The sequence below is a fragment of the Mucilaginibacter sp. genome (assembly GCF_028288225.1).
In the GTDB taxonomy this organism is placed as follows: domain Bacteria; phylum Bacteroidota; class Bacteroidia; order Sphingobacteriales; family Sphingobacteriaceae; genus Mucilaginibacter.
Map to the genome: position 1 here is coordinate 37,909 of NZ_JAQBOC010000006.1, position 20,002 is coordinate 57,910.

General features: G+C 40.7%; 17 protein-coding genes. 6 read left to right on the forward strand and 11 right to left on the reverse strand.

Going from position 1 to position 20,002, the window contains the following annotated elements; translation table 11 throughout:
- The first annotated feature begins 118 nt into the window (after positions 1-118).
- On the forward strand, positions 119-1,507 hold the full coding sequence (gene lpdA, locus JWQ54_RS01580; RefSeq protein WP_299579174.1) for a dihydrolipoyl dehydrogenase: 1,389 nt from the start codon (positions 119-121) through the stop codon (positions 1,505-1,507).
- 57 nt (positions 1,508-1,564) lie between these two features.
- Here the strand turns inward: lpdA and JWQ54_RS01585 are convergent, their stop codons facing one another.
- Positions 1,565-2,101 (reverse strand): RNA methyltransferase, encoded by a 537-nt coding sequence (locus JWQ54_RS01585; protein ID WP_299579177.1) that lies wholly within the window; start codon positions 2,099-2,101, stop codon positions 1,565-1,567.
- 66 nt (positions 2,102-2,167) lie between these two features.
- A complete protein-coding gene (locus JWQ54_RS01590) occupies positions 2,168-3,346 on the reverse strand; it encodes a galactokinase (protein ID WP_299579180.1) in 1,179 nt (392 codons plus the stop codon).
- Between the two features lie 144 nt (positions 3,347-3,490).
- Here JWQ54_RS01590 and JWQ54_RS01595 point away from each other — a divergent pair, with 144 nt between their 5' ends.
- Positions 3,491-3,784: a YciI family protein gene (locus JWQ54_RS01595; protein ID WP_299579183.1), complete on the forward strand. Its 294-nt coding sequence runs from the start codon at positions 3,491-3,493 to the stop codon at positions 3,782-3,784.
- Positions 3,785-3,888: 104 nt separating this feature from the next.
- On the opposite strand, the gene JWQ54_RS01600 is transcribed toward JWQ54_RS01595, so the two are convergent.
- Positions 3,889-4,635 carry a hypothetical protein gene (locus tag JWQ54_RS01600; protein ID WP_299579186.1) on the reverse strand — a complete coding sequence of 249 codons (747 nt, stop codon included), beginning with the start codon at positions 4,633-4,635 and terminating at the stop codon, positions 3,889-3,891.
- A gap of 159 nt (positions 4,636-4,794) precedes the next feature.
- Entirely contained in the window at positions 4,795-5,658 is an 864-nt protein-coding gene (locus JWQ54_RS01605; protein ID WP_299579189.1) for an aldo/keto reductase, read from the reverse strand.
- A 151-nt stretch (positions 5,659-5,809) separates the two neighbouring features.
- Here JWQ54_RS01605 and JWQ54_RS01610 point away from each other — a divergent pair, with 151 nt between their 5' ends.
- On the forward strand, positions 5,810-6,244 hold the full coding sequence (locus JWQ54_RS01610; RefSeq protein WP_299579192.1) for a DUF6526 family protein: 435 nt from the start codon (positions 5,810-5,812) through the stop codon (positions 6,242-6,244).
- An 80-nt stretch (positions 6,245-6,324) separates the two neighbouring features.
- Here the strand turns inward: JWQ54_RS01610 and JWQ54_RS01615 are convergent, their stop codons facing one another.
- The 3 genes from JWQ54_RS01615 to JWQ54_RS01625 form a co-directional block, all read right to left on the reverse strand.
- Positions 6,325-7,914, reverse strand: a complete 1,590-nt coding sequence (locus tag JWQ54_RS01615; protein WP_299579195.1) for a DUF6600 domain-containing protein — start codon at positions 7,912-7,914, stop codon at positions 6,325-6,327.
- A 253-nt stretch (positions 7,915-8,167) separates the two neighbouring features.
- On the reverse strand, positions 8,168-8,581 hold the full coding sequence (locus JWQ54_RS01620) for a DUF1761 domain-containing protein (RefSeq protein ID WP_299579198.1): 414 nt from the start codon (positions 8,579-8,581) through the stop codon (positions 8,168-8,170).
- A gap of 171 nt (positions 8,582-8,752) precedes the next feature.
- Entirely contained in the window at positions 8,753-9,052 is a 300-nt protein-coding gene (locus JWQ54_RS01625; RefSeq protein ID WP_299579201.1) for a DUF3892 domain-containing protein, read from the reverse strand.
- Between the two features lie 213 nt (positions 9,053-9,265).
- Here JWQ54_RS01625 and JWQ54_RS01630 point away from each other — a divergent pair, with 213 nt between their 5' ends.
- Positions 9,266-9,625 carry a cupredoxin family copper-binding protein gene (locus JWQ54_RS01630; RefSeq protein WP_299579204.1) on the forward strand — a complete coding sequence of 120 codons (360 nt, stop codon included), beginning with the start codon at positions 9,266-9,268 and terminating at the stop codon, positions 9,623-9,625.
- Between the two features lie 75 nt (positions 9,626-9,700).
- Here JWQ54_RS01630 and JWQ54_RS01635 read toward each other — a convergent pair whose 3' ends face one another.
- The 4 genes from JWQ54_RS01635 to JWQ54_RS01650 all read right to left on the reverse strand — a co-directional run bounded on the left by JWQ54_RS01635 (position 9,701) and on the right by JWQ54_RS01650 (position 13,197).
- Positions 9,701-10,387: a LytTR family DNA-binding domain-containing protein gene (locus tag JWQ54_RS01635; RefSeq protein WP_299579207.1), complete on the reverse strand. Its 687-nt coding sequence runs from the start codon at positions 10,385-10,387 to the stop codon at positions 9,701-9,703.
- Positions 10,387-11,529, reverse strand: coding sequence for a TlpA disulfide reductase family protein (locus JWQ54_RS01640; RefSeq protein WP_299579210.1), 1,143 nt, complete (start codon positions 11,527-11,529; stop codon positions 10,387-10,389). Before JWQ54_RS01640 ends, JWQ54_RS01635 begins: the two co-directional genes overlap by 1 nt.
- A gap of 16 nt (positions 11,530-11,545) precedes the next feature.
- Positions 11,546-12,610, reverse strand: coding sequence for a sensor histidine kinase (locus tag JWQ54_RS01645; protein WP_299579213.1), 1,065 nt, complete (start codon positions 12,608-12,610; stop codon positions 11,546-11,548).
- Between the two features lie 233 nt (positions 12,611-12,843).
- Positions 12,844-13,197 (reverse strand): SnoaL-like domain-containing protein, encoded by a 354-nt coding sequence (locus JWQ54_RS01650; protein WP_299579216.1) that lies wholly within the window; start codon positions 13,195-13,197, stop codon positions 12,844-12,846.
- A gap of 556 nt (positions 13,198-13,753) precedes the next feature.
- Here JWQ54_RS01650 and gltB point away from each other — a divergent pair.
- A complete protein-coding gene (gene gltB, locus JWQ54_RS01655) occupies positions 13,754-18,274 on the forward strand; it encodes a glutamate synthase large subunit (RefSeq protein ID WP_299579219.1) in 4,521 nt (1,506 codons plus the stop codon).
- The gene (locus tag JWQ54_RS01660; RefSeq protein WP_299579222.1) at positions 18,274-19,752 is read left to right on the forward strand and encodes a glutamate synthase subunit beta; all 1,479 of its coding nucleotides are present in this window, start codon (positions 18,274-18,276) and stop codon (positions 19,750-19,752) included. Before gltB ends, JWQ54_RS01660 begins: the two co-directional genes overlap by 1 nt.
- The last annotated feature ends 250 nt before the right edge of the window (positions 19,753-20,002 follow it).

Genomic DNA, 20,002 nt, shown 5'->3' on the forward strand with positions numbered 1-20,002 from the left:
GCACGCAGCAAAGCCAGTTAACTGAACATAAAATTTTTGTTTCCGTTAAAAGGCAAAGCTTAATTATTTCTATTCTCAAAATACAAAAGGTCATTTTAAAAAACATTATAATCAAAATATGAACTACGATTTAATTGTTATAGGTTCCGGTCCTGGTGGTTATGTAGCTGCTATCCGTGCTTCACAGTTGGGTTTAAAAACTGCTATAGTTGAAAAAGAGTCGCTTGGCGGCGTTTGTTTAAATTGGGGTTGTATCCCAACAAAAGCTTTGATAAAAAGCGCCGAGGTGTTTGAATACATCAACCATGCGGCAGAATATGGTATAAAGGTTGGCAGCAGTGAAATTGATTTCGAAGCCATGATAAAAAGAAGCCGTGGTGTTGCTGACGGTATGAGCAAAGGCGTTCAGTTTTTAATGAAGAAAAATAAGATAGATGTAGTTATGGGTACCGGCAAGCTGAAAAGCAAAGGCACCGTTACTGTAACTAACGCCACTGGCGTAGCCCAGGATATAACTGCAAAACATATAATTTTAGCAACCGGTGGCCGCTCACGCGAACTGCCTAACCTTAAGCAGGATGGTAAAAAAGTAATAGGTTACCGCCAGGCGATGATATTACCTAAAAAACCAGAATCAATGATAGTTGTTGGTTCAGGAGCCATAGGAATTGAATTTGCTTATGTATATAATGCAATAGGCACTAAAGTTACCGTAGTTGAATTTTTGGATAACATTGTACCATTGGAGGACGAGGAAGTTTCGAAGCAGTTGGCACGTACACTTAAAAAGCAAGGTATCAATATCATGACAAGCGCTAATGTTGAGTCGGTTGATAGCAGTGGTGATATTTGCAAGGTACAAGTAAAAACCGCAACAGGTACAGAAACACTTGAAGCTGAAATAGTTTTATCAGCAATTGGCATTTCAACAAATCTTGAAGGCATAGGACTTGAAGAAAACGGCGTGCAAACTGACAAGGGTAAAATTATAGTTGATGACTATTACAAAACCAACGTTGATGGTGTTTATGCCATAGGCGATATTGTTAAAGGCCAGGCCCTTGCACACGTTGCATCGGCAGAAGGCATTATATGTGTTGAGAAAATTGCCGGCTTAAACCCTCATCCGTTAGATTATAATAACATGCCGGGCTGTACTTATTGCTCGCCTGAAGTTGCTTCTGTGGGCTATACCGAAAAAGCTGCAAAAGCTGCCGGTTATGAATTAAAAATTGGTAAGTTCCCATTCTCAGCATCGGGCAAGGCCAGCGCTGCAGGTGCAAAAGATGGTTTTGTAAAATTGATATTTGATGCTAAGTACGGTGAGTTTTTAGGAGCTCACATGATAGGCCATAATGTTACCGAAATGCTTGCCGAAGTAGTCACTGCACGCAAGTTGGAAGCTACCGGGCATGAGATCATAAAATCAGTACATCCGCACCCAACCATGAGCGAGGCTATTATGGAAGCTGCCGCTGATGCGTATGGTGAGGTGATACATTTGTAATTTTCAGTCCATGGACCATGGTCGATAGTCAATAGTTTTTTGGCTTCCGACCATGGACTATCGACTATGGACTATGGACCTATAAAAGTCCCACAAAACAATTCCCGCTGATACTACTATATTAAAAGAGTGTTTTGTTCCAAATTGAGGGATCTCGATGCATGCATCAATATTTGCCATTACTTCTTCACTTACACCATTTACCTCGTTTCCAAAAACAAGGGCATATTTTACGCCTTCGGCCGGTGAAAATTCATTCAGCATTACACTATTTTGTGCCTGTTCAACCGCTATAATAGCATACCCCTCATTACGTAATTGTTCTATAGCTTTTAAAGGGGTTTCAAAATACTTCCAGTTAATTGATTGTGTAGCGCCTAATGCCGTCTTTTCTATTTCACGATGAGGCGGACACGCGGTTATACCGCAAAGGCAGATCTGCTCAACTGCAAATCCATCTGCAGTACGAAAAATGGAGCCTATATTATGCATGCTCCGCACATTATCAAGCACAACAGCAACCGGAAACTTCTCCATAGCTTTAAATTCAGCTACGGAAGCACGGTTTAGTTCATCAAGTTTTAGTTTCTTCATTTCAGCAAAAGGCTTAAAGCAAAAAGCCGAAAGCCATTAATACAATTATAATTCTTTTTCTCAGCTTTAAGCTTTGGTCTTTTTGCTTTCAGCTAAAAGTTCCCCTACTCCACCGCCAATAAGTGAGCTGTATACAGATGGGGCATAACCAATTTTGCTGATGTAATACGCGATAACTTTTTGGCTAAAGCTCTCAAAAGCGCTTTCTTTAACTAAAGCTATGGCGCAACCTCCAAAGCCGGCTCCTGTCATACGGGCACCTGCCACATTGGTATCAGTTTTACAATATTCGGCAACGGCATCCAATTCTTTACCGCTAACTTCATAGAGATCACGTAAGGAATTGTGCGAGGCATACATTAACCTGCCAAACTCATCTAAATCATTTTGGCTAAGGGCAACGGCGGCAAGCTTAACCCGGTCATTCTCTTCAATAACATGTTTGGCCCGTTTGTATATTATTTCATCAGTAATTAAATTACTATGTTTGTTAAAGGTTTCCGTATCAATATCACACAGATTATTGATATCCAGTTGCTGCTGCAGCGCAGTCAAAGCCGCCTGGCATTCCTCCACCCGTTCGTTATACTTTGATTCGGCCAGCTTACGGGGTTTATTGGTATTTATAATGGCTAAAATGTATTCACCTAAATTACTGTCAACAGCCTGGTAATCCAGTGTATCGCAATTTAACATAAGGGCCTTGTTTTTTTCACCAAAGGCTACTGCAAACTGATCCATTATGCCGCAGTTTACCCCAATAAAATTATTTTCGACCGATTTGGACAGTTTCACCAGGTCGAGCTTTGAATAGCCGCTGTTCATCAGGTTATTTAGTGCAAAAGCAGTAACCACTTCAATAGAAGCAGATGACGACAAGCCTGAGCTGATGGGAATATCACCATAAAAAAGCAGATCCAAACCCCGAACAGGGCGACCATCTTTTAAAAAATATTCAATAACGCCAAGCGGGTAATTAAACCAGTACTCCCCTGTTTTACTGTAATCGTCCTGCACAGGAATATCCAGCTTATCTTCAAAATTCAAACTCCTGAACCTGAAGATGCCATCCTTATTAGGCGAAACAAGTAAATAAGTTCCAAAAGTGATTGCGCAAGGCATTACCAGTCCGCCATTATAATCAATATGCTCGCCTATCAGGTTTACGCGACCGGGAGAAAAGTAAGCATTTTCGGCTTCTTTATTGTATATTTTATTAAACTCCTGCGCAAGAAAGTGCTTCATTTAGAATTTGTAATTGGTTGAAAGAGCAAATATGCAAAAAATGTAATATTAACAGTTATTATTCTTTTTTATTTTAATATTGTTACTTAAAATTCTTTTAATTAAGCACTTTGGACTTAATTTGCTTCATTAAATATTATAAACATGAACCAATATCTTGTTACTGCTTACGATTTTACCGATGCCGAAGCTTTGCCACGCCGCATGAGTGTGCGCCCGCATCATTTGGACGCAGCTGCTGAACTGAAAAAAAACGGCAATTATGTTTTAGGGGGAGCCGTCCTAAATGATGAAGGTAAAATGATTGGCTCAGTAATGATCCTTCAATTTGAAACTGAAGAGGAACTGGAAGCCTGGAAACAAGGTGAGCCCTACATTACCCAGGGAATTTGGGAATCGGTTGATGTAAAACCGTTTAAGGTTGCCAGTGTGGGATAAGAAAGGCTAAACTATGAGCTTTTAGGGCTTACTGAATTATTAAATGGCCTCCTGGTTGTAAATACCGGGCGGCCACTTAATATTATTTAAAAAACCTTTACAGGTTAAACCTTGGTTTTTTCTCCTGTAGTAAGGTCAACCGTGTATATTGTTCCATTAATTGTCAGTTTGGCGGTACCATCACCATTGAAAACAAGTGTGCCGGTAAAGCTGAAATTACCTTTTTTCGGAACGCTGCCGTTTAAACTAAATGTAGCGGTACCACTGGCGATGGTTCGTGCCGGTTTACGAAATTTCAAGTCTTTGACTTCTATAGTAAGGTTACTGTTACCATGGTTAGTAGTATCAATTTTTGAAACAAATGATCCGTTACGTAAAAAGGTTCCGTTAAAAACGTAAGCAGTTGCAGTTGGGGTTAAACCGGCAAGCCTGAAAATTAAATTACCTGTATTGGCAGATGAAATATGCGGGCCGCTAAAATTGCCGCTGTAGTTAACTTTCCCTGTAATATTATCGGGGATGTTATTACTGTTGCAATTTAAAGTATAGGAATATCCTAAGCCATAGCTATAGCTGACAGGAGCCCCGGCTCCGCTTTTTTTTGTAATTGTATCTGTTTTCGTGCTTCCGCAGGCAAGGTGCGTATCCATATAAACTTTAGACTGTACAGCAACATCATCACTTATACTTGCGAATCCGTTTGAATTAACCGATAAAGACCCGGCAACCATATCTGCTGCGTCAGCACCTGAAACATTAGCGGTGATTTTTTGTGACGGGTTATCAGTTTTTTTACATGCCACTGCTCCGGCCAATAGCAAAATCATGATGGAAAGTTTAATTTTTTTCATAACTAATTCATACGTTTTAACAAGAAGTTTTGTTGCATTTTAATTATTTAAAATTGAGTTGCTTTAACCGATTAAAGAAAACATTAAAAAAGGCTTTAAAATCCGCATGGTTTTAAAGCCTTTTTACATTTCACGAGCTTTTCATGATTTGATTATCAATCATTTGGGATCTATGCTATTTAGTTCCTGAATATCATCTTCTGCAAGTTCAAGGGAAGCTGCACTAACGTTTTCTTCCAAATGTTTTACGCTTGATGTTCCGGGGATCAGCAAAATATTATCCGAATGATTAAGCAGCCAGTTTAAAGCTACCTGGTGAACAGTGGCATTGTGCTTATCGGCTATCTGTTTTAGTTTATCCTGACTTGCTACGTTGCCTGCATTAAGCGGGAACCATGGAATAAACGCAATTTTATGTGCTTTGCAATGTTGCAGCACATGCTCCCATTTACGATTATCAACACTGTACATATTTTGTACAGATACAACTTCAAAGTATTCCTGCGCCTTTTTAATAATGTCGACATCAACCTCTGATAAGCCTATGTGTTTTATCAGCCCTTCGTCCTGTGCCTGCCGTAAAAACTCAAAACTTTCTTCAGCCGGAACAATCGGATCTATCCGGTGAAGCTGGTAAAGATCTATCTGCCCGAGCTTTAAACGTTTAAGACTACCCTCAAGTGCTTTTTTCAAATGATCGGGCTTTGCATTTATAGGCCATTCATCAGGTCCGGTGCGCAGCAATCCACCCTTAGTGGCTATTACCAGCTCGGCAGGATAAGGATAAAGCGCTTTAGCAATTAGCTCCTCTGACACATACGGACCGTAACTATCAGCAGTATCAATAAAATTTACGCCAAGCTCTACAGCACGCTGCAAAACCTTTATGGCTTCGGCCTCATCTTTTGGTGGCCCCCAGATACCCTTGCCTGTAATACGCATGGCGCCATAACCCATTCTGTTAATTGTTAGTTCGCCACCTATCGTAAAAGTTTTTTCGGATGTAATTAATGAGTTATTCATATCGATTGCGTTTTGGTAAAAAATATTAACGCAATTTCTCGTTATTTGTTCTTCACTCAACATTAAAAAGTCGTTTCTAAACGTTCGCCATAAATCAAATAGTAGTATCTTGAAATAGTAGTATCTTGGCCTAAATAAAAAAATAATTAACATGTTAGCGCAAAATAACGCCCATCACGCCCGTTACGTAAAAGGATATCACTTTGTACTTAGTGCTTTTCTTCTTATCGGCACCATTACAGCCCTGGTAAATTTATATTTACAGTGGGCAGCACATTATGATATGTTGAATTCCATATTAATAGCTCTTCTTTTTATTTGTGGCCTTTTCGTTTTTTACTACATGCGGCAATTCCCTTTAAGGGCACAAGACAGAGCCATCCGTGCCGAAGAAAGTCTCAGGCATTTTATATTAACGCACAAACCTCTTGACAGCAGGGTTACCATGAACCAGATTATTGCACTGCGCTTCGCGCCCGACGAGGAGTTTATTGTGCTTGCTGACAGAGCTGCAAAGGAAAATCTGTCCTCTGCCGAGATTAAAAAAGAAATTAAAAAATGGCGGGCAGACCATCACAGGATGTGATTTGTCAAAAGCCAGAAAACTAAATAAACAAAAAAGGCGTCCGTAAATCGTAAATCAGGCGCCTTTTTTGTTTATGATCGTTATTGTTGTACCTGTGGTCGTTGAACTTCTTGTTTTACAGGTTCAGGCTTCTTAGCCTCAACCGGTTTTGGTCGTGGTTGAGTCACAGGCCGTACAACAGGTCTTGGATTCTGCTGACCTTGCTGCGGATTTGGATTTACCTGACCACTATTAGGTCTTGGATTCTGTTGACCTTGCTGCGGGCTCGGATTTACCTGTCCGTTATTCGGTCTTGGATTCTGCTGACCCTGCGGATTTGGATTTACCTGTCCGTTATTCGGTCTTGGATACTGCTGACCCTGCGGATTTGGGTTTACCTGTCCGTTATTCGGTCTTGGATTCTGCTGACCATGCGGATTTGGGTTTACCTGACCAGTATTCGGTCTTGGATTCTGCTGACCTTGCTGTGGATTGGGGTTTACCTGTCCGTTATTCGGTCTTGGATTTTGATTTCCTTGTCCATTTTCAGGTCTTGGATTTTGCTGTCCCTGTTGCGGGCTAGGATTTTGGTTATTATCTTGTCCATTACCCGGTCTTGGGTTTTGATTTCCCTGTTGCGGATTTGGATTTACCTGTCCATTATTCGGTTTTGGGTACTGCTGACCTTGCTGCGGATTTGGATTTACCTGTCCGTTATTTGGTCTTGGGTTTTGATTTCCTTGTCCATTTTCAGGTCTTGGATTTTGCCGACCCTGTTGCGAATTTGGATTTTGGTTATTACCCTGACCATTGCCTGGCCTTTGGTTTTGTTGGTTAGGGTTTCTATAATCGCCTTGTCCAAAATTTACCACACGCTGAGGCACAGGCCTTTTACCACCCTGATCTGTTGGGGTTTGTTTTATAACCGGCCTGTAAACATTCAGCTGGTTATTTGATAATGATTGCCCGGGTTTATTAATAATACCGATCCTAACGGGCCTTATAGTGGTATTGGTTCTACTTTCAACATCATTAACCCTTGGACCACGATTGTAAGTAAATCCCCGGTGATTATTTCTGCCATTGCTGTTATTATAGTTGCCGGTGTTTATATTATTTATAATGGTTGTATTATTAATAACAGTTACATTATTCCTAACTATATAATGATTAATATTTGCCTGGTTAATGTGCCCTGCCTGTACATAATTCCAGTCCTCATTTCTTGGTCTCCAATTAGCATTATAACCAACATTAGGAGGCAATGGTGCCCATCCGTAATAGTCACCACTCTGGCCCCAGGTTACCCATGCAGGCGCCCACTCGTTCCCCGGCATCCACATCCATCCGTAACCACCATCGTAAAACCATCTGCCATAGTGGAAGGGTGCCCATCCCCAGCTGTAGTTTGATACCCAGGTCCAGCCTTCATCACTGTAAACCCAATTACCATCGGTATCATAGGGCCTAAAATTCTCATCAACATTTGGCTGCCATACGTAACCATAATCCGGGTAATCTATCCATTGCCCATAAGGACTAAGCTCGTCATAAAATACCTGGTCTGTTACCGGCTGTTGGGCGTATTGTGACTGGTCATCATAAACCGGCTGGGGATTACTGGTGTATATTATTGGTGAGCAGGAACTTAAAATTACTGCTACCGGTAGTATGTAAAATATTTTTTTCATGACAAGAACTGTTTAATATGTATATAATAATTCCATATACATATGACAGGCGCAAAATTATTAAGTTTAATGGCAGCTAATAATTATTATTCATATTAATAGTTGATTGAGTTAGATTAGGTTGATTGAGTTGGATTCAGTTTTTACTTGGTCCGAATGCCCGAAAGAGACTCCTTATTAATAATTAAATAACCACTCATTAGTCAACTTAATCAACCCATTAAACCTAATCTAACTCAATCAACCCTAAAGATCACCTCCACACTCCAATAATAGCTCCCATTAAAGTAAGTGATACAAGACTGTAACCGCCGTTTATAAATATGTAGCGCCAGCTCTTTAATTCAAATAAACTATGAATGGCAATGGCGCTAAATGTCCAGATTCCCGCTAAAAAACCTGCTTCTGCACCCCAAGCCACAGTGGTTTTACCGGCACATGAATCTGCAAGAAACAGCCCCAGGTTTACCGCCATAATGAGTGAAAAAACTGCTGTAAAGCCAAATATTTTGCCTTTGTTGCCTGTTTGAATCTGTTCCATGGTTAGGTTGCTGTCTGTCATCCAGGCATTGCCAAATAAAGGCTTTGAATACCAAATCCCTCCTATCATAAATGCTGATAACCCTGCTACAATTATAGCAAGCCAGTTAATGTGTGAAATGTCCATTGTTTAAATATTTAAGTTTCAATAAATATAATAATATATTATACCTAAGTCAAAAGTTTAAGTGGCATACTTAAATTGTTCTTATAATTTAATTGCCATTAAATTATAAGAAATAGGAGTTGAAATAGAGCGAAATTTTTGGTTGATGCTTATAAGATTAGCTTAAGCAGTTTATTTTTCCTCACATTGTGGCAATAATAAAAGATTGTCTGTTATAGTTTCATCAACAACGGTTTTAACATATTTATTCCCCCGCGGGCAAACTGCAGGTATAAGGTAGGTTTTTTTTCCCTTAGTATCAGTAATATAAGCCTCGCCGTTACCTTCCTTTATCCAGTCATGCATCAGCGTTCGTTCGGTTACACCGTTTACGTTTATCCGTTCATTAATCCATTCAAAATGATCAATCTCTAAATAAGGGTTATCGTTACTGTCCTCATCCTTTTTAATGCAAATTATTCTTACGGCCATTTTCGTCGTGTTAGTTAATCAGGTGCGGTAAAAATAAATCAAAGAGCTTAACAAGTATTGAGTATTTCCACCTGTTTTGATGCGTAAAACTACGTATTGTACCGGGTTGTAAACATTTGTTTTAATTTAATGGATATAAATTATTCCCGCGGGCAACCTTTTCTACTCACCATCCGTGATACTATAAACAACATTTAATTAAATACCTATCTCATGAAAAGGAAATTCATTTATTTATCGCTGGTAGTTTTAGCTTGCATATCATTAATTTACAGCTGTTCATCAAACAAAGCAAAAGTAAACCCTACGCCCTCTACCCCTGCTGCTACAGTGGCTATACAAAATTTTGCATTTGTGCCGGCAACTGTAAACATTAAGGTTGGGAACTCTGTAACCTGGACAAACATGGATACCGCACCCCATACAGCAACTGACCTGGCAAATGCATTTGATAGTGGTAGCCTTGCAACCGGTGAAACTTTTAATTTCACATTTAATACGGCGGGTACTTATACCTATCACTGCCTCATCCATTCAATGATGAAAAATGCGACAGTGATTGTAAGTAACTAATTTGAAAGTTTTTGTTAAGGTATAATAATGATGAGAGGCACTGTGGCTTTACCGCGGTGCCCTTTTATTTTTAATTTATTGCTTCACCTTCCGCATCAAATCATCCCTTAAATTCATTGATACCGGGATCTTTGTTCCATCAATCAGAACCTGGTTCCGCTCTATCTTTTCTATTTTGGCAATAGCAACAATATATGATTTATGTACCTTTTGAAAAGCATCCTGTGGCAATTTGTCCAGCAATTCGGTCAATGTCATCCGGGTTAGGGTACGTTTTTCGCCTTCATAAATGCTCAGGTAATTATCACCTGCTTCAATGTATGTTATTTTCGATGGATCAATTTTTACCAGGTTATACCCATCCTTTACAAAAAGGCCACTATTTAAGCCCTGCTGTTTGTTTTCGGCCATTATCCTTTCATTAACCAAAGCACAGGCCTGCAACAGGCGACTTAAACTAATTGGCTTTAGCAGGTAATCGGTAGCTGCAAGATCAAAACCTTTAACTGCATATTCAGGATAAGCTGTAGTAAATACAATGTGTGCCTGCTTTGGTATCAATGCGGCAAACTCAATCCCGGTTAAATCCGGCATCCTAATGTCTAAAAACACAAGATCAACTTTATTTTGCTGCAAAAAAGCCAATGCATCAGTCGTGCTTACAAACGTTGCCTTCAGATCTAAAAACGGAACCTTCTCTGCATGTGTTTTAAGCACATCCAATGCAATCGGCTCATCATCTATAGCTATCGCGCTTATCATTATTTATCCCCGGCTTGTTCCAGTTGTTTCTTTAATTCTCCGGGTTCAATATTTTTTGCAATTACCCTGCCTTTTGGATCTATCAGCACGTTTTGCGGGATGGCTTTAATACCATATTGTTTTATTACCGTATTATCCCAGTGCTTTAAGTCTGATACCTGAGGCCATGTTAAGCCATCATCTTTAATGGCCTTTAGCCATGCTGCTTTTGTATCATGCCCATCAAGCGATACACCCAATATAGTAAAGTTTTTACCTTTTACCTGTTTAAAAGCCTTCACCCATTTCGGGTTTTCAAACCGGCATGGCCCGCACCATGATGCCCAAAAATCAATCAGCACAAATTTGCCCCGAAATGATGTAAGCTTAACCGGCCGGCCTTTCACATCATTTTGGGTAAAGTTGGGTGCTATGGAACCCACAACCACCTTGCTTTCTAACAGCATCTTAAACTGTGCGCCCGTTTTGCCATTTCGCAAACCAACATCTATTTTTTTAAATAAAGGGTTTATTTCGGCGGTATCCGGGAAGGCTCCGGCATAGTCAATAAGCGTTACAAGCGCTATGTAGCTTTTAGGATTTTGCTGAATGAACTTTTTCAACAACGGCCGGCGGGCGGCTTTAAGACTGTCATCATAGGCTACATAGGCCTTTTCGGCCGCCGGTGTGTGTAATTTTTGCATTTGGGCCGACAAGTGATAAAGTTTGTGCTCAGCATTTACACCAATTAGTACCTTCAATCTTGTATAATCCTGGTTAACCTGCGAATTGGTAAAAACCGCCGTCGAAACAGAATCTTTCAACTTTAACGCGATGTTACCGGGCTGCATATAAAGTTTCAAGGCGTCAATTTCGTCAACAGGGATTTTAAGCAGCCTTTTCAGGCCGATGCCTCTATGGTCCATTAACAGCGTTGCAAATAGTACATCTTTCCAGGTTCCCTTAACCTCGAATTGCCGGTTAACAACCGCGGCAGAATCAACGTATTTTTGCCCTTCGAACTGGTAAAGCAAATACACTTTTGAAGCCTTGCCCGATTGGCCCATATTGCCGGTGATTGTAAATCCGAGGGGCGCCTGGGCCATTAATTTATCGCTGAATTGTGTGCATAAGACAGCGATTATTAATATTATCTTTTTCATAATGATATTGGTTTAGTTAGATTACAATTGAAAGATTAACCCTGAATGTATTCCTGTCGTTTTGGACAGAAAGCTGGTGCAGGCCCGGGTACAACATTTGAAGGCGCTGCGTCACGTTTGATATGCCCAGGCCTGAACCTTTCTCTGCATTGACGCTTGAAAAAACACTATTTTCAATAATCATGATAAGTTGATGCTCCTTAACGTAAATATTAAGGTTAATGTTGCTGGGCTTATCCATGCTGATGCCATACTTCCATGCGTTTTCTATCAGCGGGATCAGGAGCATCGGAGCTATCTTGTATTTTATATCTGGATGTTTTATCTCTATATTAATAGCTATGTTATCTTTTTGAGGAATTCTCAGTTTTTGCAGTTCAAGATAATTTTCAACAAACTTTAATTCTGTTTCCAGGCTGATAAAATTCTCTTTTATACCATCCATATTATAACGCATCATATCTGATAGCAACTCAATAGCCCCGGCTGTCTTCACTGCCTTTTCATTTAGCGCCATGCCATAAAGGTTGTTAAGTGTATTAAAAAAAAAATGCGGATTGATCTGTGCCTTTAATAAATGCAACTCACTCTCTGATTTTTTTTGATAAAACTTTATCCATTGATAGCGCTCATAAAAGAAATTATATAATACAGCATATCCAGCAATATAGGCTATTATAAACAGCGCCGCCTCGATAAATTGAGCTAGTATGGGATAAAAAACATAATGCCTGGTGAAAATCAGGCTTACTGCACCTCCGGTAATCCCCAGGCAAATGCTGCTAAAAACAAACCATACTAAATTTTTTCGTTGAAAAACAAACCGGAAGTTTACTTCGGCCAAAAAAGCCAGCAGTAAGATCCATAAACATAAAGGCTGATTTATATTGTGATTGATAAAATTATCCAAAAAGCTTACCGGTGAGCCATCCTTATTAACGGTATAAGCCAGGTCGAGCTTTACTTTATAGATGTACTCAAACCAGCTCCAGATATTTACTATTAACCAAACTGTAATAACATGCAGCAGGAACCTTTTAACAAAGCTATAGATCGTTAATCTTGTAATTGACTCTTCCATTTTTTATTTGCTTACTCAAATGAAAGAGGATTTTTTGACCCGGTAAAATAAATGAGCTGAAAGTACTGAACTTTGGGGTGAAATGAGGGATATATCTGTATGGATTGGGTTGCCGCGCTACCGCTCAGTAATGACAAAAACTTAATAGGAATTCAAAAATTAACGAAAAGGTGTCTTTTATAAATTGAATTCTGAAAATTCTTTAATTCGGTGAATTTTGATTCAGACAATAATCAGCCCATAAAAAACTGCTGGGTCACAATTTTTCCATTATCAACTTTATAAACGCAAAGCTCTTCAAGCAGTTTGCTTTCCTGCCCTTTAACGGTAAAATGTATTGACATAATTACACTAAAATAACTGCCTGCAAAAAGTGCTTCAGACATTTTAATATCGTGGATTTCTACATTTGCAAGAAACTGTTTTTCTCTTTCAATTAAATTATGAAGCCCGGTAAAAGGCTCATTTTTATAATTGGGGTCAATACTCACCGCATTATCGTCATATAATTCAGTATAGGCTTCAACAAATTTAAGTTCAGTGCATAACGATGTTAGTCGATTGGCGATTTCAGGTATAGTGTTCATTCTTTTGAAAGCATCTCTTATGACACTGACTAACGTCAATGATAAACGAATGTTTACTACTTCAGTTATTTAAAGCCAAGAATGATACAGAAATGATATAACAAAGAAGTCTTTAACTGATCTTATACAAAACATGTTGTTTTAATACATGCCCGTTTTCAATGGATGGATGTTCAAAAAACCGAAAGAAAAGACAACAATCAGTTTATCGGATTTTCTATAAATATTTCTTTCATACGCTTTCAATTACAATTGTCGTTACTAATAGGTATTAAAGTGAAAAAAAATAAATTTTTAAAGGATAATCTCTTGTAATACCTCATTTCCTCATTGTATATGGATTTAGTAGAAGTTAATGAATAATCAAATTACAACAATTCATAGTGTCAATTTATAAAACTAACACCATAAAGTATATTTTATTAACAATTTAATAATTTAACGCATTATAAATATCAGGTTATTTAGAAAAATTTAAAAATTTTAAGATATTTTCAATTTAAACTCACATTCTGTAACTTCGTAGTTGCACCATTTATAAACTTTTATTAATACAATGGATCAAGCTGAAAGCCAACAGGGCCTTTACAGGCCAGAATTTGAACACGACTCGTGCGGTACCGGATTTATAACTAACATTAATGGTCATAAAAGTTACCAGATAATTGACGATGCCCTTACCATGCTCGAAAACATGGAGCATCGCGGTGCCTGCGGTTGCGACCCCGAAACCGGCGATGGTGCCGGGATACTAATACAATTACCCCATGAATTTTTCATGGAAGAATGCTCTAACCTGGAAATCAGTTTGCCTGAACCAGGTGAATACGGCGTTGGGATGATCTTTTTCCCAAAGGAATCGGCTCTTAAAAAGGCTTGTAAAACAGTGATCGACAATGCGGTTGAAAAACTCGGGCTGCATACTTTGGGCTATCGCAAAGTATCCGTTAACTCGTCTGTTATTGGGGAAACTGCCCGCAAGGCTGAGCCAAATGTTGAGCAGATCTTTATTTTAAGACCGCATAACATTACTAACACCGATGATTTTGAACGCAAGCTTTATATACTGAGGCGCTATATTAATAAAACAATTACTGAAACCATTCCTGCCGCAGCTGAGCACTTTTACTTTACCTCGTTATCCTGTAAAACTATTGTTTACAAGGGACAGGTAACTACTTACCAGCTGCGTAAATATTTTACTGATCTTGCTGATTCGCGGATCGCATCAGGCTTTGCCATGATTCACTCCCGTTTCTCAACCAATACGTTCCCCTCATGGAAGCTTGCACAACCATTCAGGCTGATCGCCCATAATGGCGAGATCAATACACTTACAGGTAACTTAAACTGGTTTTATTCGGGCTTAAAATCATACGCATCTGCTTACTTCACCAACGAAGAAATGGAAATGCTGCTGCCGGTAATTGATAATAATCAATCCGACTCGGCCTGCCTTGATAATATAATTGAGATCTTGCTGCACACCGGCCGCTCATTGCCGCATGTTATGATGATGCTGATTCCTGAAGCATGGGATGGCAACGAGCAAATGGACCCAATTAAAAAAGCATTTTACGAATTCCATGCGTCATTAATGGAACCATGGGATGGCCCTGCCGCTATTACTTTTACTGATGGCAGACTGGTAGGCGCATTGCTTGACAGGAACGGCTTGCGCCCTTTACGATTTGTAATAACCAATGATGGCCGCGTTATTGCCGCATCAGAAGCCGGCGTGCTTAACCTTGACGAAAGCCTGGTATTACGCAAAGGCCGCCTGCAGCCGGGCAAAATGTTACTGATTGATACCGAGCAGGGTATGATCATTACTGATGATGAAATAAAACAGCAGATAGCATCACGTCAGCCTTATGGCCGTTGGCTTGAAAATTACAAGATCCGTTTAGGTGAGCTTGCTGAACCGCGTTTAGCATTTGCCAGCCTATCTGAAGCTGCCGTTTTCCGTTATCAGCAGGTCTTCGGATATACCCGCGAGGATATTGACACCATTATAAAGCCTATGGCATTGGATGGTAAAGAGCCAATTGGCTCAATGGGTACCGATGTGCCGCTTGCAATATTGTCTGACAAGCCGCAGCATTTGTCCAGTTACTTTAAACAGTTTTTTGCCCAGGTTACCAACCCTCCCATCGACCCGATCCGCGAACGTTTAGTAATGAGTTTAGCTACTTTTATAGGTAACAACGGCAATTTATTAGATGAGGATAAAATGCATTGTCATTGTGTGGTATTGCAGCATCCAATTCTTAAAAACCATCAGCTTGAAAAGTTAAGAAGTATTGATACCGGGATGTTCCATGCCAAAACCCTGCAAACCTATTATAATGCCGATGGCATGCCTGGCTCGCTTGAAAAAGGAATAGCAAGGCTTTGCCGTTATGCTGAGGATTCTGTTGATGATGGTTTTGAAGTATTGATATTGTCTGACCGTGCGATTGACTCGGAGCACGCCCCTATCCCGTCTTTATTAGCGGTATCAGCAGTACATCACCATTTGATCAGGAGCGGCCGTCGTGGTGCCGTAGGTTTAGTAGTTGAAACCGGCGATACCTGGGAAGTGCACCACTTTGCCTGCCTGCTTGCGTTTGGTGCAACAGCTATTAATCCGTACCTGGCGCTTTCAACCATTGAAACGCTGAAAAACAATGGCAGTTTAGAAACCAGCCTCGATTTAAAATCGCTGCAAAAAAACTATGTAAAATCTGTTAATGATGGCTTGCTGAAGATCTTCTCAAAAATGGGAATCTCAACTTTGCAATCTTATCATGGTTCACAGGTATTTGAAATATTGGGGATCAATCAAACTGTTGTTAATAAATATTTCACAGGTGCTGTAACCCGTATTGGTGGTTTGGGGCTTGATGAAATTGCCCGCGAATCGCTTTGCAAACATAAAATAGGCTTTGGCGGATCCAAATCGGGAACAAATTTATTGCCTGAAGGCGGCATTTACCAGTGGAAACGCCGCGGCGAGCAGCACTTGTTTAATCCTACAACTGTTCACTTGTTGCAGCATGCTACCCGCAGCAATAGCTACGAAGTTTATAAAAACTACGCGAAAGAAATAAACGAGCAAAGTGAAAAGCATTTTACCATCCGTGGCTTGCTTGACTTTGCCCATCACCGCGAAGCAATAACAATCGACGAAGTTGAGCCTGCCGAAAATATCATGAAACGCTTTGCGACAGGCGCTATGTCATTCGGTTCTATCTCACATGAGGCGCACAGCACAATGGCCATTGCCATGAATCGCATTGGCGGCAAAAGCAATACCGGCGAAGGTGGTGAGGATGAGTTAAGATATGAATTGATGCCTAATGGCGATTCAATGCGTTCGGCTATCAAACAAGTGGCATCGGCCCGTTTTGGGGTTACCTCAAACTACTTGACTAATGCCGATGAACTGCAGATAAAAATGGCACAGGGTGCAAAACCAGGTGAAGGCGGTCAGCTTCCAGGTCATAAAGTTGATGACTGGATTGCTAAAACACGCCACTCAACTCCGGGTGTTGGTTTAATATCGCCGCCACCGCACCATGATATTTATTCAATTGAAGATCTGGCACAGCTAATATTTGACCTTAAAAATGCTAATCGTGCTGCGCGAATCAATGTAAAGCTGGTATCAAAAGCAGGTGTGGGTACTATAGCGGCCGGTGTTGCCAAAGCACATGCCGATGTTATTTTAATTGCCGGTTATGATGGCGGCACGGGCGCCTCTCCTATCAGCTCTGTAAAACATGCGGGCCTGCCCTGGGAGCTTGGCTTAACCGAAGCTCACCAAACACTGGTACGCAATAAACTGCGGAGCCGGGTTGTACTGCAAACAGACGGACAATTAAAAACCGGGCGTGATTTGGCTATAGCCTGTTTAATGGGAGCGGAAGAATGGGGTGTTGCTACCGCAGCTTTGGTCGCCGGGGGCTGTATAATGATGCGTAAGTGCCATTTGAACACCTGCCCTGTCGGCGTTGCCACACAGGACCCGGAATTAAGAAAACTATTCTCGGGCAAGCCTGAGCATGTGGTTAACCTGTTCCGCTTTATGGCAGAGGAATTGCGCGAAATTATGGCTGAGCTTGGTTTCCGAACTATTAATGAAATGGTTGGCCGCGTTCAGTTCCTGAAAGTAAAAGATGGCCTTCAGAACTGGAAAGCACAAAAAATAGATCTATCGGGCATATTGCACCCTGTAAATAATCCTAAGGATGTCACCCTGTACAATAGCGAAAAACAGGATCATGGCATGGATGCCATACTCGACTGGCAATTGTTAGAAGCTGCTAAACCGGCTCTTGAAGATAAAACACCAGTGTTTGCATCCTTTGATGTTAGGAATGTTGACCGTACCATCGGCACCTTGCTATCCAACGAGATCTCAAAAATATATGGGTCTGCCGGTTTGCCGGATAATACTATCAACTATAAATTTAAAGGTTCAGCGGGACAAAGCTTTGGCGCGTTTGCTACCAAAGGAATTTCGTTTGAGCTGGAAGGTGAGGCTAATGATTATGTTGGCAAAGGGTTATCAGGCGCACAACTGGCTATTTATCCTTCAGAAAAGGCAACCTTTACACCCGAGGAAAATATCATCATCGGTAACGTAGCCTTATACGGTGCAACATCGGGCGAGGTATTTATCCGTGGTATGGCAGGAGAGCGCTTTGCGGTACGTAATTCAGGCGCAACAACAGTTGTTGAAGGTATTGGTGATCATGGCTGCGAGTACATGACAGGTGGCCTTGCATTGATATTAGGCGAAACAGGCAGAAACTTTGCTGCCGGCATGAGCGGCGGTATTGCCTGGGTCTATAATCCGAACAATACGTTTGCTGAAAACTGCAACACAGAAATGGTTGATCTTGATCCTTTATCAATACAGGATGAACAACAGATAACTACTTTACTGCACAAGCATGTTAATTTAACAGGCAGCAAGGTTGCACAAACATTACTTAAAAACTGGGATAAAGCAGCAGCCCAATTTGTTAAAGTATATCCAAAAGAGTATAAAAAAGTATTAGAGAAATTACAATATCAAACTATCAGCTAATGGGAAAACCAACAGGATTTCAGGAGTTTAACAGAGAGCTTCCCGCAAAAACACCGGTTGCAGAACGCGTTAAGAACTATAATGAATTTGTACACTCATATTCTGACGAAAAGCTTAACCAGCAATCGGCACGCTGCATGAATTGCGTCATACCTTTTTGCCATTCAGGCTGTCCGCTGGGTAACATCATTCCTGAATTTAACGATGCCGTTTATCGTAAAAATTGGGAAGAAGCATATAATATACTTTCATCAACCAATAACTTTCCGGAGTTTACCGGCAGGATCTGCCCTGCTCCATGTGAGTCGGCATGTGTGTTGGGTATAAATAAGCCAGCGGTTGCTATTGAAGAGATTGAAAAACACATTATTGAAATAGCTTATTCAAAAAATTTGGTACAGCCAACAGCTCCGCTTATAAAAACAGGCAAAAGTGTAGCGGTTGTAGGCTCGGGCCCGGCAGGATTAGCAGCTGCAGCCCAGTTGATTAAAGTCGGTCACACAGTAACGGTTTATGAGCGCGATGACCGTGCAGGAGGTTTACTTCGTTACGGGATCCCTGATTTTAAACTGGAAAAATGGGTAATTGACCGCCGTATTGAAGTTATGGAAAAAGACGGTGTTGAATTTAAATACAATACCGAAGTAGGCAAAGATGTTTCGGCAGATGAAATTGTACGTAATAACGATGCCGTTATAGTAGCGGGGGGGTCAACCATCCCGCGTAACCTTAATATCCCCGGCAGGGACGTAAAAGGGATTTATTTTGCAATGGATTTCTTAACGCAGCAGAATAAACGTGTTAGCGCCATTGAAGTTAATGCCGAAGAGATCTTAGCTACAGGCAAAGATGTAATTGTAATTGGTGGCGGTGACACCGGATCTGATTGCGTAGGAACTTCAAACCGACAGGGTGCAAGCTCTATCAAGCAATTTGAAGTGATGATGCAGCCACCTGCACAACGCACTGAACATATGCCATGGCCAACCTATCCAATGGTACTTAAAACCACCAGCAGCCACGAAGAAGGCGCCGACCGTTACTGGGGTATCAATACCGAAGAGTTTTTAGGTGACGAAGAAGGCAACTTAAGAGCCATCATGGTAACTGAAGTAAGCTGGGAACTGGATGTAATGGGCAGGCCAATTAAGTTTAACAAAGTTGAAGGCTCAGAGCGCGAAATACCTTGCCAGCGGGTTTTTCTGGCAATGGGCTTTTTAAACCCGCAATATGAGGGAATGATAGAAAGCCTGGGCATTGAGCTTGACCAGCGCAAAAACGTAAAAGCGACAGAAGCCGCTTACCGCACCAGTGTTAGCAAAGTATTTGCAGCCGGTGATATGCGCAGAGGCCAGTCGCTTGTGGTTTGGGCAATATCTGAAGGTCGTGAAGCTGCACGCAGGGTTGACGAGTTTTTAATGGGGCATTCTATACTGGAAAGTAAAGATGCAGTGAACCAGTTTGAGCAGGTTTTCTGATGTGCGGATGCGTGGATATGCGGATGTGCGGATAATTTAACTTTCGGTCTTTACTGACTTTCCGGACTTAATAGAATCAATCAACAATATAATGTGAACCGGGTAGTGAAAGCTGTTCGGTTTTTTTGGCTTAAGGTAAGATTTAAGTTTTTTAAACTTAGATCTTACCGGGATTATATACCTGATATGCCAATCTCGATATATAGTATGTTAAAAATAAATTGGGTTAACTTTCTTTAATATTTATATT